We start from the raw sequence: 12,373 nt of genomic DNA on the forward strand, positions 1-12,373 counted from the left end.
AGGCCTCCACGCCCCCCGAGCCCCGCCCATGACCGGTCCGGTCCCTTCCAGCTTTCCAGAGTACGATCAACTGCTGACGCTGCTGGAGCTGGGCGCACCGTGGTTCGACACCCGCACGGCATGCCAAGTCACCGTGCACGACCGCACGTTCGCCGTGCCGGTCGCCAGCCTGGGCACGCAGGCGCCCGATGCGCCAGCCATCGGCATCTTCGGCGGCATCCACGGCCTGGAACGCATCGGCACGCAACTGGTGCTGGACTACATGCGCTCGCTGCTGTGCCGGCTGAGCTGGGACGATCTGCTGCACCGGCAGCTGGAAAGCGTGAGGCTGGTGTTCATGCCGATCGTCAACCCCGGTGGCATGTATATCGCCACGCGCGCCAATCCGAATGGCGTGGACCTGATGCGCAACGCCCCGCAGAATGCCGATGCCCGGGTGCCCTTTCTGGCCGGCGGACAGCGCGTCGGCAACTGGCTGCCCTGGTACCGTGGCCGCGCGGGTTCGCCGATGGAGACCGAAAGCATGGCGCTGCTGCGCGTGGTGGAATCCGAACTGCTGCCCCGCCCGCTGAGCTTTGCCGTGGATTGCCATTCAGGCTACGGCTGGCGCGACAGCATCTGGTTTCCGTATGCGCGCACGCACGCACTGATGCCGCACCTGCCCGAGATGTATCTGCTCAAGACCATGTTTGAACAGGCCCATCCGCACCATGGCTATGCGTTCGAGCCGCAGAGCCACCAATACCTGCTGCATGGCGATCTCTGGGACTACGCCTACGATCGCACGCCGCCGGCATGCCTGTTCCTGCCAATGACGCTCGAACTTGGGTCCTGGCTCTGGATCAAGAAAAATCCGCGCCAGCTCTTTTCGCGGGCGGGCATCTTCAATCCGATCAAGGCACACCGCACCGCCCGCGTGCTACGGCGCCATGTGAGCCTGTTCGACTTCCTGGGCCGCGTGGCGGTGGCACCCGGGCGCTGGCTGCCACAGGGCCCGCACCGTCAACAACTGCTGGAGCAAGCCCGCGCGCACTGGCAGAACGGCAAGCCCGCGCCATGAGCGGGTGGATCTTCCTGCGCGGCCTGACGCGCGAGTCGCGCCACTGGGGAGATCTGCCTGAACACTGGTGCGCCCACGGCCTGCCGGCGCCACTGATGATCGACCTGCCCGGCAACGGCAGCGCACGGCACCTGGACGTACCCGCCAATGTGCGTGGCATGACCGAGGCCGTACGGGCTACCGCACAGGCCACGGGCCGCAGCGGGCCCTGGTGCATCCTGGCGATGTCGCTCGGCGCCATGGTGGCCACCGACTGGGCACAGGCGTGGCCCGGCGAGGTCAGTGGGCTGGTGCTGGTCAATACGAGCATGCGGCCGTTCAGCCATCCCGCCGAACGGCTGCGGCCGCGCAACTGGTTGGCCATGCTGGGCATGGCCCGCCACTGGCACGACCGGGCGCGCTGCGAGCGCGTCGTCCACCGGCTGACCTGCGAACGGCTCGATACCCGAGACGCTGACCTGGCGCGCTGGGTGGACATCGGCCAGACCGCCTCGGTGTCGCGCGATGCGGCGTGGCTGCAACTGGTGGCCGCGGCGCGCTTCCGTGCGCAACGCCAGGCGCCGGGTTGCCCCACGCTGGTGGTGTCATCCGACGCCGACCGGCTGGTCAATCCCAACTGCTCTGCCCGCCTGGCGGCAGCCTGGGGGGTATCGCACGCGCGCCACCCCTGGGCCGGACACGACCTGCCCCATGACGATCCGCAGTGGCTTTGCGAAACGGCTGGCGCTGCGATGGATCGCCGCTGAGGCAACCGTCCGCTTCGTTTCCCCCCTGAATCCGACACCTGAAAGCACCTTTCACATTGCGAAATTGGTGCCGGGACGCCCTGCCCTCACGGTTTCGTTCTGAGAAAACGCGTTCCACATTGCAAAATTTGTCTTCTATCTTATTGAAACATAAGGATAAACAAAGTCTTATGTCTTATATAAGAGTTGGTTGCTGCGCAGCAAAAACCCCATACAATTATTTCCACGCTGCTTGCTTCGAGATACCCGGCGGCACACGCAACCCCTTACTCAAACGCGCTTACCTCTTAGGAAATTGACATGTCCCAGTACCAAGACGACATCAAGGCAATTGCTGGCTTGAAGGAAAACAACGGCAGCGCATGGAACGCCATCAACCCTGAGTATGCCGCCCGCATGCGTGCCCAGAACAGGTTCAAGACGGGTCTGGACATTGCCAAGTACACCGCGAAGATCATGCGCGCCGACATGGCTGCCTACGACGCCGATCCGGCCAAGTACACGCAGTCGCTGGGTTGCTGGCACGGCTTCATCGGCCAGCAGAAGATGATTTCCATCAAGAAGCACTTCAACAGCACCGACCGCCGCTATCTGTACCTGTCCGGCTGGATGGTGGCCGCGCTGCGCTCGGAATTCGGCCCGCTGCCCGACCAGTCGTTGCACGAGAAGACCTCGGTCAGCGCGCTGATCCGCGAACTCTATACGTTCCTGCGCCAGGCCGACGCCCGTGAACTGGGCGGCCTGTTCCGCGAACTGGACGCGGCCCAGGGCCCGGCCAAGGCTGCCATCCAGGCAAAGATCGACAACCACGTGACGCACGTGGTGCCCATCATCGCCGACATCGATGCTGGTTTCGGCAACGCCGAAGCCACGTATCTGCTGGCCAAGCAGTTCATCGAAGCGGGCGCCTGCTGCATCCAGATCGAAAACCAGGTGTCCGACGAGAAGCAGTGCGGCCACCAGGACGGCAAGGTCACCGTGCCGCACGAGGACTTCCTGGCCAAGGTCCGGGCCATCCGCTACGCCTTCCTGGAACTGGGCGTGGACGACGGCATCATCGTGACCCGTACCGACTCGCTGGGCGCCGGCCTGACCAAGCAGATCGCCGTGACCCACACGCCGGGCGACCTGGGCGACCAATACAACGCCTTCCTCGATTGCGAGGAAATCTCGGCCGACACGCTGGGCAACGGTGACGTGGTGATCAAGCAGAACGGCAAGCTGATGCGTCCCAAGCGCCTGCCCAGCAACCTGTTCCAGTTCCGCGCCGGCACGGGCGAAGCGCGTTGCGTGCTGGACAGCATCACCTCGCTGCAGAACGGCGCCGACCTGCTGTGGATCGAAACCGAAAAGCCGCATATCGAGCAGATCGCCGGCATGGTCCGCGAGATCCGCAAGGTCGTCCCGAACGCCAAGCTGGTGTACAACAACAGCCCGTCGTTCAACTGGACGCTGAATTTCCGCCAGCAGGCCTATGACGCGATGCAGGCCGCAGGCAAGGATGTGTCGTCTTACGAGCGCAGCCAGCTGATGAGCGTGGAATACGATCAGACCGAACTGGCGAAGCTTGCCGACGAGAAGATCCGCACCTTCCAGGCCGACGCGGCGCGCGAAGCCGGCATCTTCCACCACCTGATCACGCTGCCGACGTACCACACCGCCGCGCTGTCGACCGACAACCTGGCCAAGGAATACTTCGGCGAACAGGGCATGCTGGGCTATGTGGCTGGCGTGCAGCGCAAGGAAATCCGCCAGGGCATCGCCTGCGTCAAGCACCAGAACATGTCCGGCTCGGACATCGGCGACGACCACAAGGAATACTTCAGCGGCGACGCTGCGCTGAAGGCGGCAGGCAAAGACAACACCATGAACCAGTTCTGATACGAGTTCTGATTCTCGGTAGTACCTGGTCGAAACGCCAACCCATGACGGGTTGGCGTTTTTTTACGCTCGAAGCGTTGACTTTCCGAAAGTGGCTGGCGCGCCATTCATTAGCTGTCTTTATAGGCTCATGCCGTTCGGGGTTCTTAATCGCCCGCGTTCCCGCTGCTAGTCTTATGACCACGGCGTTGAACTCAGGAGAACCCCAATGCAAGCATTTGGCTACGCCACCCATTCTGCCGATTCCGAACTCGGACCCTTCCGCTTCGAGCGTCGCGAACCGCGCCCCCAGGATGTCGCCATCGACATCCTCTATTGCGGCATCTGCCATTCGGACATCCACTCCGCCCGTAACGAGTGGGGCGGGACGACCTATCCGTTCGTACCGGGCCATGAAATAGTCGGCCGCGTTTCGGCGGTCGGTGCCGGCGTCACGAAATACAAGGCCGGTGACCTGGTCGGCGTCGGCTGTCTGGTCGATAGCTGCCGCCATTGCCAGTCGTGCAGCGACGGCCTGGAGCAATACTGCGAAAACGGCTGGACGGGAACCTATAACGGCGAAGACAAAATCGGTGGCACCCGGCACACCGTCACATACGGTGGATATTCCGACAAAATCACAGTCGACCAGCGATTTGTACTCCGCATACCGGAGAACCTGGACCCGGCGGCGGCTGCGCCTTTGCTTTGCGCGGGCATTACCACCTACTCCCCGCTAAAACACTGGAAGGTGGGTCCCGGCCAGCGGGTTGGCATCGTCGGCCTTGGCGGGCTCGGGCATATGGGCGTGAAATTCGCGCATGCCATGGGCGCCCACGTCGTCATGATTACGACTTCACCCGAAAAAGGACAGGACGCCAGGAAACTCGGTGCGGACGACATCCTGATTTCCAAGGATGCCGACGCCATGGTGAATGCGGCCGGCACATTCGACTTTCTTCTGAATACCATCCCGGTTGGCCACGATACCGACCCATATATGAACCTTCTGAAGCGTGACGGGACGATGGTGATCGTCGGTGCCGTTGAAACGCTGACCCATACCAGCGGGGTTCCCTTTATTTTCCGACGTCGCTCGATGGCCGGTTCCTTGATTGGCGGCCTGCCGGAAACACAGGAGATGCTTGATTTTTGCGGCGAGCACAACATTACGTGCGACATCGAAATGGTGGCCATGAAGGACGTCAACACCGCCTATGACCGGACAGTGGCCGGCGACGTCAAATATCGCTTTGTCATCGACATGTCCACGCTCGGCCAGGCCGCAACGGCCAGCCCCACGGCCTGAATCTACCTGCGGAGAAACAGATGGCCAACGTCATCGTCGTCATCGGCCCGGGCGCCATCGGCATGGCCATCGCACGGCGCGTCGGAGTGGGCCGGCACCTTCTGCTTGCCGACCTTCACCAGCAGAATGCCGATGCCGCCGCGAAAACCCTGGCTGAAGCGGGATATGACGTCTCGACCACGGTTGTCGATATCTCGTCGCGGGCCTCGATCGAGGCATTGGTCGCTCAGGCAACATCGCTTGGGCCGGTGAATGGCCTGATCCACGCGGCGGGCGTCTCCCCCTCGCAAGCGTCCCCCGAGACGATTCTGAAAGTCGACCTTTACGGTACGGCCGTCATCCTGGAGACGTTCGGGACGGTCATCTCGGATGGGGGCTCGGGCGTCGTCATCGCGTCGCAGTCCGGTCACCGCCTGGCGCCGCTGCCCGAGGAACAATGCCGTGCGCTCGCGACGACCCCGACCGAGGCGTTGTTGCGGCTTCCCATGCTGCAGGGCGACCAGGTCAAGGATTCGCTTCACGCCTACCAGCTTTCCAAGCGCGGGAACGCCCTGCGCGTCATGGCCGAATCGGTCCGTTGGGGCGCGCGCGGGGCGCGCCTGAATACCATCAGCCCCGGCATCATCATGACGCCATTGGCCAAGGACGAGCTTTCAGGGCCTCGTGGTGCGGGCTATCGGCGCATGATCGAAGGGAGCACCGCGAAACGACCGGGCACGCCCGATGAAGTGGCCAACGTGGCGGCGCTGTTAATGGGACCGGACGGCGGCTTTATCACGGGCAGCGATTTTCTGATGGACGGCGGCGTCACCGCCGCGTACTGGTTTGGGGATTTGGCGCCACGGTGATTGCCGCTGTTGCTATCCGGTACTATCACCGTCGACAACAAAAACGGAGACAAACCTTGGCACGCGTTCGCGTTAATGGCTTCACGATCTCGCTCGACGGATACGGCGCCGGCCCCGATCAGGACATCGACAATCCGCTGGGCGTGGGTGGGACGGCATTGCACCAGTGGCTGCTTCCCACACGCACCTTCCAGCGGTCCCTGTTTGGCAAGGACGGCGGTACGACCGGCATTGACGATGACTTCGCCGCCCGTGGGTTTCAGAATGTCGGGGCCTGGATTCTGGGGAGAAACATGTTCAGCCCCATTCGGGGGGAGTGGCCGGACGAAAACTGGAAAGGCTGGTGGGGCGATAATCCGCCGTATCACGTTCCCGTCTTTATCCTGACCCATCACGCTCGCCCCTCCATCCAAATGGAAGGCGGGACGACATTCCATTTTGTGACGGGCGGCATTCGGGAGGCCCTCGACCGTGCACGCGAAGCCGCAGCCGGAATAGACGTGCGCATCGGTGGTGGCACCGACACCATCCGGCAGTATCTTCGCGAGGGCCTCGTCGATGAACTGCATATCGCTATCGCACCTGTCCTGCTGGGTCGGGGGGAATCGCTGTTCGGCGGGCTCGACCTGCGGGCGCTGGGATACCAGTGCGTGGAGTCCGTCGCCACGCAGAAGGCCACGCATGTCGTCCTGCGTCGTCAGGGCCACGCCATGCCTTGACGATCTCCCACCCTTGCTTTCATTATCGGTATTCAGCGTTTGATAACGACACGGAATACCATGCGTCTCGAGGATTTGAACTACTTTGTCGCCGTGGCCCAGGCAGGCCAGATAGCACGGGCGGCGGAGCAAATGGGACAAAGTCAGCCCGCGTTGACCAAGGCCATTCAGCGCCTGGAGCAACAACTGGGTATCCAGCTGTTTGTGCGATCGTCCCGGGGCATGGATCTGACCACCTCGGGTACGGTCTTTCTCGAACGCATTCTGAACGTCCGCAGTTCACTGCACGATGCGATCCGGGAAGCCAACGATCTTCACCTTGGCAAACTGGGCGTGGTTCGGGTGGGCGTACCGTCGTCGCTCGTCGGCTCGGTCTTCTCGGACGCCTTCGCAGACCTGATCCAACAGCGTCCGGCAGCGCGTGTACAAGTGACGATCGGCCTGAACGACCCGCTGGTGACTGGCTTGCGCCGCGGCGAGCTTGATCTGTGCATCGCCACGCTGCCACACAAGTCGGATGCCGAACTGAAACAGACACAGCTGTTCGACGACGATCTGGTCGTCGTGGCCCGTGACCAGCACCCGCTCCATGACAAACGGTCACTGCGCCTGGCACACCTTGGGGACTTTCCGTGGTTGCTGCCCAACGCCGACGTCATCGCCCGCAAGCTGGTCGATGCCTGCTTTACCGAGGCGGGCCTGCCGCCCCCGACTGTCGCGCTGGAAACGAACTCTTCGGCAGAAGGCCTGATGGCAGCGATTCGTAAAACCGACCTACTCACGGTGATTGGGCACGGCACGCTGGTGCAGTCCACGCGCGGATTGCGCGCGCTTGACATACCTGACCTCAGATGGTCGCGCAGCGTCGGCATCCTGCGTCGCCAGGACGGCTACCATTCTCCGCTGGCGAACCGGCTGGTGGAAATACTCATCAAGCGGGCCGCTACGCTTCGCACCGCAAACAGCAAGGGTTGAGATCACCGGCGCTGTCCGCGGGTTGTCTTCAATCGCCGTAGACGCCGACACGCCGGACCAAATCCCCCCACGCGGCGGCCTCGCCCTGCATCTGGCGCGCGATGTCGTCCGGCGCCATGGGTTTCCAGCTTGACCAGACTTCCGCGCGCTTGCGGCGCCATTCGTCCGTGGCGCTTGTCCTGTCCATGGACTGGTTGATTCGCTGCACCACGTCGGGCGAAGTGCCGTGGCGCGCCATCAGGGCGGTCCAGCCCGTCCGGTCATAGCCCGAAAAGCCTTGCTCCTTGAACGTGGGCACATCGGGCAGGTGCGGTGAGCGCTCATTGCCGGTCACCGCCAGGATCCTGACCTGCTGCTTCGCCAGAAGCGGGCGCAGATTCACGATGTCCAGCATCATGAACGATATCTGCCCGCGCAGCAGATCCATCAGCCCTGCGCCGGCCCCCTTGTACGGGATATGCGTGGCTGCGAATCCGAAGTCGTTGGTCAGCTGAAATCCATACAGGTGGGGAACGGTTCCGTTGCCGAGCGACGCGTAATTCAGCGCACCGCCCTGGCGACGTGCCCATGTCGTCCATTCGCGCAGCGTGCGGCTGGGGTTCGACGCAGGAATGGCCAGGCCGACCGGCGCGGAACCCGTCATGGCCACGGGTGTAAAGTCCGCCATGGGCCGATACGTCAGCTTGCGAAAATAGCTCTGCGTGATCGTGAAGTTCGCGCTGGCCAGCAGGAAGTCATAGCCTTCCGGCGGCGCCAGCAAGACGGACTGCGCGGCGATCTGGCCAGCGGCTCCCACCTTGTTGTCGACGATCATCGGCACGTTGCCCAGCGCCGGCGAGAGCGACTTCAGGTACTCGCGCAACTGCAAGTCCACAGGGTCGCCGGCTCCCGACGCGGTCACAAACCGGATCGGCCGGGAAGGCCATTTGTCCGCCATCGCCGGGCCGGCGAGGGCCAGCGCCAGGGTGCCACCTGCCCGCACCAGAAACCGCCGTCTCGCCATGCACGTGCCATACGTCACCGATTGATTTCCCACCGTCAAGCTCCTTCCGTCTTTCTGCATGTTACTCAGCCCTGCCCGTCCGCCAGACTGCGGTGTATCGCCAATGCCGCCGCTATCAGCGCGGCAGATGCCTCCAGCGCGCGCGCGGGATGGTCCGATCGACGGATATCGGCTGCGCTCGTGGGTCGTGCCGCGTCGTCCGGGCTCGACGAAAACTTGACGACGACCAGTTCCTTGCGCGGATTGATGTAGATGCGCTGGCCAAACCGGCCGCTGGCCTCGACGCTGCCGTCCCCGTCGTTGCATTGAAACCAGTAGTGGCGATAGCCATAGCCGTCGCGCCCCGATACCAGGTTGCCATTGGCGAAGCGGGATTGGTTGTCGGCTGGCTGGAATGCGATGCGCGCGGCAGCGGGCGGCATCGGGCCTGAGGCGTCGCCATGCATGGCGCGGCGCACCGCCTCTGCAAAGCGCGCCGCGTCGCGCAGCGTGGAATTCAAGCCGCCACTTGCCATCTCGGTGCCCACTCTGTCCACGCTGGCGTAGGCGTCGTCATCGGCCAGCATCGACCAAAGCCGGTCCGTTACGAGTTGCGACCAGCGCTGGTTCGTCAGCCGGCGCAGCGCCCAGGCAATCGCCTCCGCCGAGCCATTCTGGTAATACCAGACGGGCGCGTCGCTGGCCGCGCCGGTGGCGTGTGCGATCTTCAGGAAATCGTAGATGTTGTCGGGCGCCCCGTCCTTTCGCGGGACGATACCGACGGCCGCAAACAATCCCAGGTCCGGCGGCAGCGCCGGCGGGTAACCAACTGGCACCTCCATGTCGAGGTTGCGCTGCACGGTGGCGTCGCCGAACGGATTTCCCTTCAGCTCCGGCACGTATTGGCACAGCGGTGCCTGCGGGTCGAGCCGGCCTTCGTCGATCAGCATCGCCGCCAGCAAGCCCGTCACAGATTTGGTCATCGACGCCCAGATATGGGGCTGGTGCCGATGGAAGTCCCCAAAGTACCTTTCGCAGACCACGGCGCCCCGATGCAATGCGATGAAGCCATCGGTGTGGGTGGCGCGAAGGTAGTCGTCCAGACGCAGGCGCTGGCCGGCCACGGTCAAGGCGATAGCGTCCAGGTCGGAGCCCGGCGCCCCCGGCAACGGCAGGGGCTGCACGGCATGCCGGATGCCTGTCGTGGGCGCCAACTCCCGGGTATGGCTCAGGGTCCACCGCATGAACGGCGGACGCAATCCGCCGCCTCGCACCACCTGTTTGTCAGGGGGAGGCGGAAAACCCTTCATGACGCTGTCGTCCACATCCTGGGCGGGATGGGGTGCCGCGCCAGCCAGCGATGAGCCTGGCGGCATGGCGCGCAGCGCTGGCGCGAGGATAGCGAAAGGACGGCCGATCTTCATGATTTCTCTACCGGGGACGCGGGACATGGGCCATGGTGGCGTAGCGGACGGCGATTCGATATTCCGCAATGGAATGTATCCATGAATTAATGGAAGCTCGGGGGCCTCGGGTGGGCGGACATCCGTCAGGAAGGCCAATGCCCGCCGAGCGTGCGCCAGCAGACAGATCGAAGCGTCAGGGTGGCATCCCATGCAACGACACGCGCGATGGCCGCCTGACCGAACGCCCCGCGTCTGCCCGTGGCGCCGCAAGGGACGTGGATCCCTTGACCGACACGCCAGGCGCCAGCGCGAAACACGGGGCCGCCGGATTGCACACGCCGTGACATACCCATAACACATCGAGGAGGAGCAGACATGAGACTGAGACTTCTTGCACTTGTGGCGTTGCAGGCCCTGGCTTGCCAGGCGCACGCGCAATCGAGCGTGACGCTCTATGGCGTGGTGGACGTCAACGTCGAATTCGTCAATCACCTTGGTGCGGTACCGGTGGCCGCAAACGGCTTCAACTCCGGCCCGTCGCACAATGTCGTGCGGATGGATTCGGGCGGCGTATCCGGGTCGCGCTGGGGGCTGCGGGGCACCGAGGCCCTGGGGATGGGCCTCAAGGCGGTGTTCGTGCTGGAAAGTGGCTTCAATGCGGACAATGGCACCTCTCAGCAAGGCGGACGGCTGTTTGGGCGCCAGGCCTTCGTGGGCCTGCAAAGCGAGTTTGGCCAGTTGTCGCTCGGCCGCCAGTACACGTCGATGTTCGAGTCGCTGGCGAACTTTGTGCCGGCCGCCTATGCCACGCAATACGAGCCCGCCGTCGTGCTGGCCGGCGCCAATTTCCGCGAGGACAACACCGTCAAGTACACCGGCACTTTCGGCCCGGTCACGGCACTCGCGCACTGGTCATTCGGTACCGGCCTGGCGCTGCCGCCGACGGTTGGGGCGCCGTTCATTCTCGGTGGCAATGGCGAAGTACCGGGCCAGTTCCGACGCGACACCGCCTACGGCGCATCGGTGATCTATGCCGCGGGGCCGGTCGGCCTGGTCGTCAGCTACGACCAGTTCAATCCAACCATCGCCCCTGTCGCGGCGCCGGCCAACGCCGGCAGCGGTACGTTCAAGAAGGCGGCCGCGGGCGTCAGCTACGCGTTCGGCACCGCCAAGGTCATGGGCGGCTACCGCTGGGGCCAGAACAAGAATCAGGTGGGTGCGGAATTCTTCCGTGACAACTTCTACTGGATCGGCGGGACTTATCAACTTACGCCGTCAATCGGGCTGATGCTCGAATACAACTACGACGACGTCAAAAACCAGTTCGGCAATGCGAGCCAGCCCAATCCCTGGCAGATCGCGTTCATTTCAAACTACGCATTTTCCAAGCGCACGGACATTTACATCAGTGCGGCCTACGCGAAAAATGCGGGCCTCGGCCTGGAATCGGCGGCCATCTTCTATGCCAACAGTCTCTCGCTCGGCAACAGCTACGCCCTGGCGAACGGGCAGAGTTCCATGCTGGGCGTCGCATTGGGATTGCGCCACAAGTTCTAGATGAAAGCTGCGCGGTCAGGCGTCTTCCGCACACCCAAATAGCGACTACTATGAACGAGCGCAACGCTGCGTGGAGTAACGGCAACACTGATGGAGACCGCAATGGCGAAAAGACTGAGCCGGCTCGCAGTGACGGCTACGGCACTCATGACATTGGCACTGGCGACAGGCGCCCGCGCCGATGAAATCCCGCTGATTACCGGCAAGCAGTGGACGGACTCCACTGAACAGGCAAAGAAGGCCTATCTCGTTGGCATTGCCAACGTGGTCCAGGTCGATATCGCCTATCACGAAGGCAAGCCGCCGCCCGACACGCAGAGCATCGTGCCGCGCTTTGCAAGAGGGCTCAGGGGCCATTCGCTGGACTCCGTGCGCCAGGGCGTGGATCGCTGGTACGCGGCGCATCCTGACCAACTGCAGCGGCCGGTCATTGAAACGATCTGGTTCGAGATGGTCGTACCCGGCCTGCAGACCAAGAAGTAAGGTGACGCCATGAAACGACTCCAACTGGTGGGTGCGGTGCTGATCGCCGCCGGCGCTGCGGGATGCACGAATATGACACCCCAGCAGCAAGGCACCGTCACCGGTGCCGGCATCGGCGCCGCAGCGGGTGCCGGCATCGCCGCCATCGCGGGCGGCAGCGGCTGGACGGGCGCGGCAATTGGCGCCGTGGCTGGCGGCGTAGCGGGCAACATCAAGGGCAAGCAACAGCAGCAGTGGTAAATCGCTGTCGCCCCTAGGCGCCGATATCGTTCGGCGCCGATTCTGCATCCGATGGCCGCGCTGCCTGGCGCGTGCAGGAGGCCGTGCGAGGCGCTGCATGGCCATGCAGCGCCTCGCCAGGATGAATCGTCTTCCCCGGTGGCCACCCCCATCGACCTTTGCTCGCGCCACACGCGCACCCGCCCGTA

The 12,373-nt window shown here is 63.7% G+C and carries 12 protein-coding genes; 10 read left to right on the forward strand and 2 right to left on the reverse strand.

The features are described 5' to 3' along the window. Window positions 1–28 precede the first annotated feature (28 nt). The 7 genes from CYJ10_RS18315 to CYJ10_RS18345 all read left to right on the forward strand — a co-directional run bounded on the left by CYJ10_RS18315 (window position 29) and on the right by CYJ10_RS18345 (window position 7,517). Entirely contained in the window at window positions 29–1,060 is a 1,032-nt protein-coding gene (locus CYJ10_RS18315) for a M14 family zinc carboxypeptidase (protein WP_101682895.1), read from the forward strand. Continuing rightward, complete coding sequence (locus CYJ10_RS18320) at window positions 1,057–1,806, forward strand: alpha/beta fold hydrolase (protein ID WP_101682896.1); 750 nt, start codon at window positions 1,057–1,059, stop codon at window positions 1,804–1,806. Before CYJ10_RS18315 ends, CYJ10_RS18320 begins: the two co-directional genes overlap by 4 nt. A gap of 300 nt (window positions 1,807–2,106) precedes the next feature. Further along, window positions 2,107–3,687, forward strand: coding sequence for an isocitrate lyase (locus CYJ10_RS18325; protein ID WP_101682897.1), 1,581 nt, complete (start codon window positions 2,107–2,109; stop codon window positions 3,685–3,687). Window positions 3,688–3,895: 208 nt separating this feature from the next. After that, on the forward strand, window positions 3,896–4,975 hold the full coding sequence (locus CYJ10_RS18330) for an NAD(P)-dependent alcohol dehydrogenase (protein WP_101682898.1): 1,080 nt from the start codon (window positions 3,896–3,898) through the stop codon (window positions 4,973–4,975). Window positions 4,976–4,995: 20 nt separating this feature from the next. Then, window positions 4,996–5,823 carry an SDR family oxidoreductase gene (locus CYJ10_RS18335; protein WP_101682899.1) on the forward strand — a complete coding sequence of 276 codons (828 nt, stop codon included), beginning with the start codon at window positions 4,996–4,998 and terminating at the stop codon, window positions 5,821–5,823. A gap of 56 nt (window positions 5,824–5,879) precedes the next feature. Next, window positions 5,880–6,542 carry a dihydrofolate reductase family protein gene (locus CYJ10_RS18340; protein ID WP_101682900.1) on the forward strand — a complete coding sequence of 221 codons (663 nt, stop codon included), beginning with the start codon at window positions 5,880–5,882 and terminating at the stop codon, window positions 6,540–6,542. A 60-nt stretch (window positions 6,543–6,602) separates the two neighbouring features. Next, window positions 6,603–7,517, forward strand: a complete 915-nt coding sequence (locus tag CYJ10_RS18345) for a LysR family transcriptional regulator (protein WP_101682901.1) — start codon at window positions 6,603–6,605, stop codon at window positions 7,515–7,517. A gap of 28 nt (window positions 7,518–7,545) precedes the next feature. On the opposite strand, the gene CYJ10_RS18350 is transcribed toward CYJ10_RS18345, so the two are convergent. Beyond that, the gene (locus tag CYJ10_RS18350; protein WP_180862977.1) at window positions 7,546–8,553 is read right to left on the reverse strand and encodes a Bug family tripartite tricarboxylate transporter substrate binding protein; all 1,008 of its coding nucleotides are present in this window, start codon (window positions 8,551–8,553) and stop codon (window positions 7,546–7,548) included. A gap of 32 nt (window positions 8,554–8,585) precedes the next feature. Next, window positions 8,586–9,923, reverse strand: coding sequence for a serine hydrolase domain-containing protein (locus CYJ10_RS18355; protein WP_257993411.1), 1,338 nt, complete (start codon window positions 9,921–9,923; stop codon window positions 8,586–8,588). Window positions 9,924–10,280: 357 nt separating this feature from the next. On the opposite strand from CYJ10_RS18355, the gene CYJ10_RS18360 reads away from it, so the two are divergent. The 3 genes from CYJ10_RS18360 to CYJ10_RS18370 all read left to right on the forward strand — a co-directional run bounded on the left by CYJ10_RS18360 (window position 10,281) and on the right by CYJ10_RS18370 (window position 12,185). Further along, complete coding sequence (locus tag CYJ10_RS18360; protein WP_101682904.1) at window positions 10,281–11,462, forward strand: porin; 1,182 nt, start codon at window positions 10,281–10,283, stop codon at window positions 11,460–11,462. 102 nt (window positions 11,463–11,564) lie between these two features. After that, entirely contained in the window at window positions 11,565–11,945 is a 381-nt protein-coding gene (locus CYJ10_RS18365) for a hypothetical protein (protein WP_180862978.1), read from the forward strand. Window positions 11,946–11,954: 9 nt separating this feature from the next. After that, window positions 11,955–12,185, forward strand: coding sequence for a YMGG-like glycine zipper-containing protein (locus CYJ10_RS18370; protein WP_101682905.1), 231 nt, complete (start codon window positions 11,955–11,957; stop codon window positions 12,183–12,185). Window positions 12,186–12,373 lie beyond the last annotated feature (188 nt).

This window comes from Cupriavidus pauculus, assembly GCF_002858765.1.
GTDB lineage: Bacteria > Pseudomonadota > Gammaproteobacteria > Burkholderiales > Burkholderiaceae > Cupriavidus > Cupriavidus pauculus_B.

What these genes read in the sequence shown, in the direction of transcription:
- CYJ10_RS18370 (WP_101682905.1), top strand. Translation starts at nt 11,955, where the DNA reads ATGAAACGACTCCAACTGGTGGGTGCGGTGCTGATCGCCGCCGGCGCT.
- CYJ10_RS18335 (WP_101682899.1), top strand. Translation starts at nt 4,996, where the DNA reads ATGGCCAACGTCATCGTCGTCATCGGCCCGGGCGCCATCGGCATGGCC.
- CYJ10_RS18365 (WP_180862978.1), top strand. Translation starts at nt 11,565, where the DNA reads ATGGCGAAAAGACTGAGCCGGCTCGCAGTGACGGCTACGGCACTCATG.
- CYJ10_RS18330 (WP_101682898.1), top strand. Translation starts at nt 3,896, where the DNA reads ATGCAAGCATTTGGCTACGCCACCCATTCTGCCGATTCCGAACTCGGA.
- CYJ10_RS18360 (WP_101682904.1), top strand. Translation starts at nt 10,281, where the DNA reads ATGAGACTGAGACTTCTTGCACTTGTGGCGTTGCAGGCCCTGGCTTGC.
- CYJ10_RS18315 (WP_101682895.1), top strand. Translation starts at nt 29, where the DNA reads ATGACCGGTCCGGTCCCTTCCAGCTTTCCAGAGTACGATCAACTGCTG.
- CYJ10_RS18320 (WP_101682896.1), top strand. Translation starts at nt 1,057, where the DNA reads ATGAGCGGGTGGATCTTCCTGCGCGGCCTGACGCGCGAGTCGCGCCAC.
- CYJ10_RS18325 (WP_101682897.1), top strand. Translation starts at nt 2,107, where the DNA reads ATGTCCCAGTACCAAGACGACATCAAGGCAATTGCTGGCTTGAAGGAA.
- CYJ10_RS18355 (WP_257993411.1), bottom strand. Translation starts at nt 9,923, where the DNA reads ATGAAGATCGGCCGTCCTTTCGCTATCCTCGCGCCAGCGCTGCGCGCC.
- CYJ10_RS18345 (WP_101682901.1), top strand. Translation starts at nt 6,603, where the DNA reads ATGCGTCTCGAGGATTTGAACTACTTTGTCGCCGTGGCCCAGGCAGGC.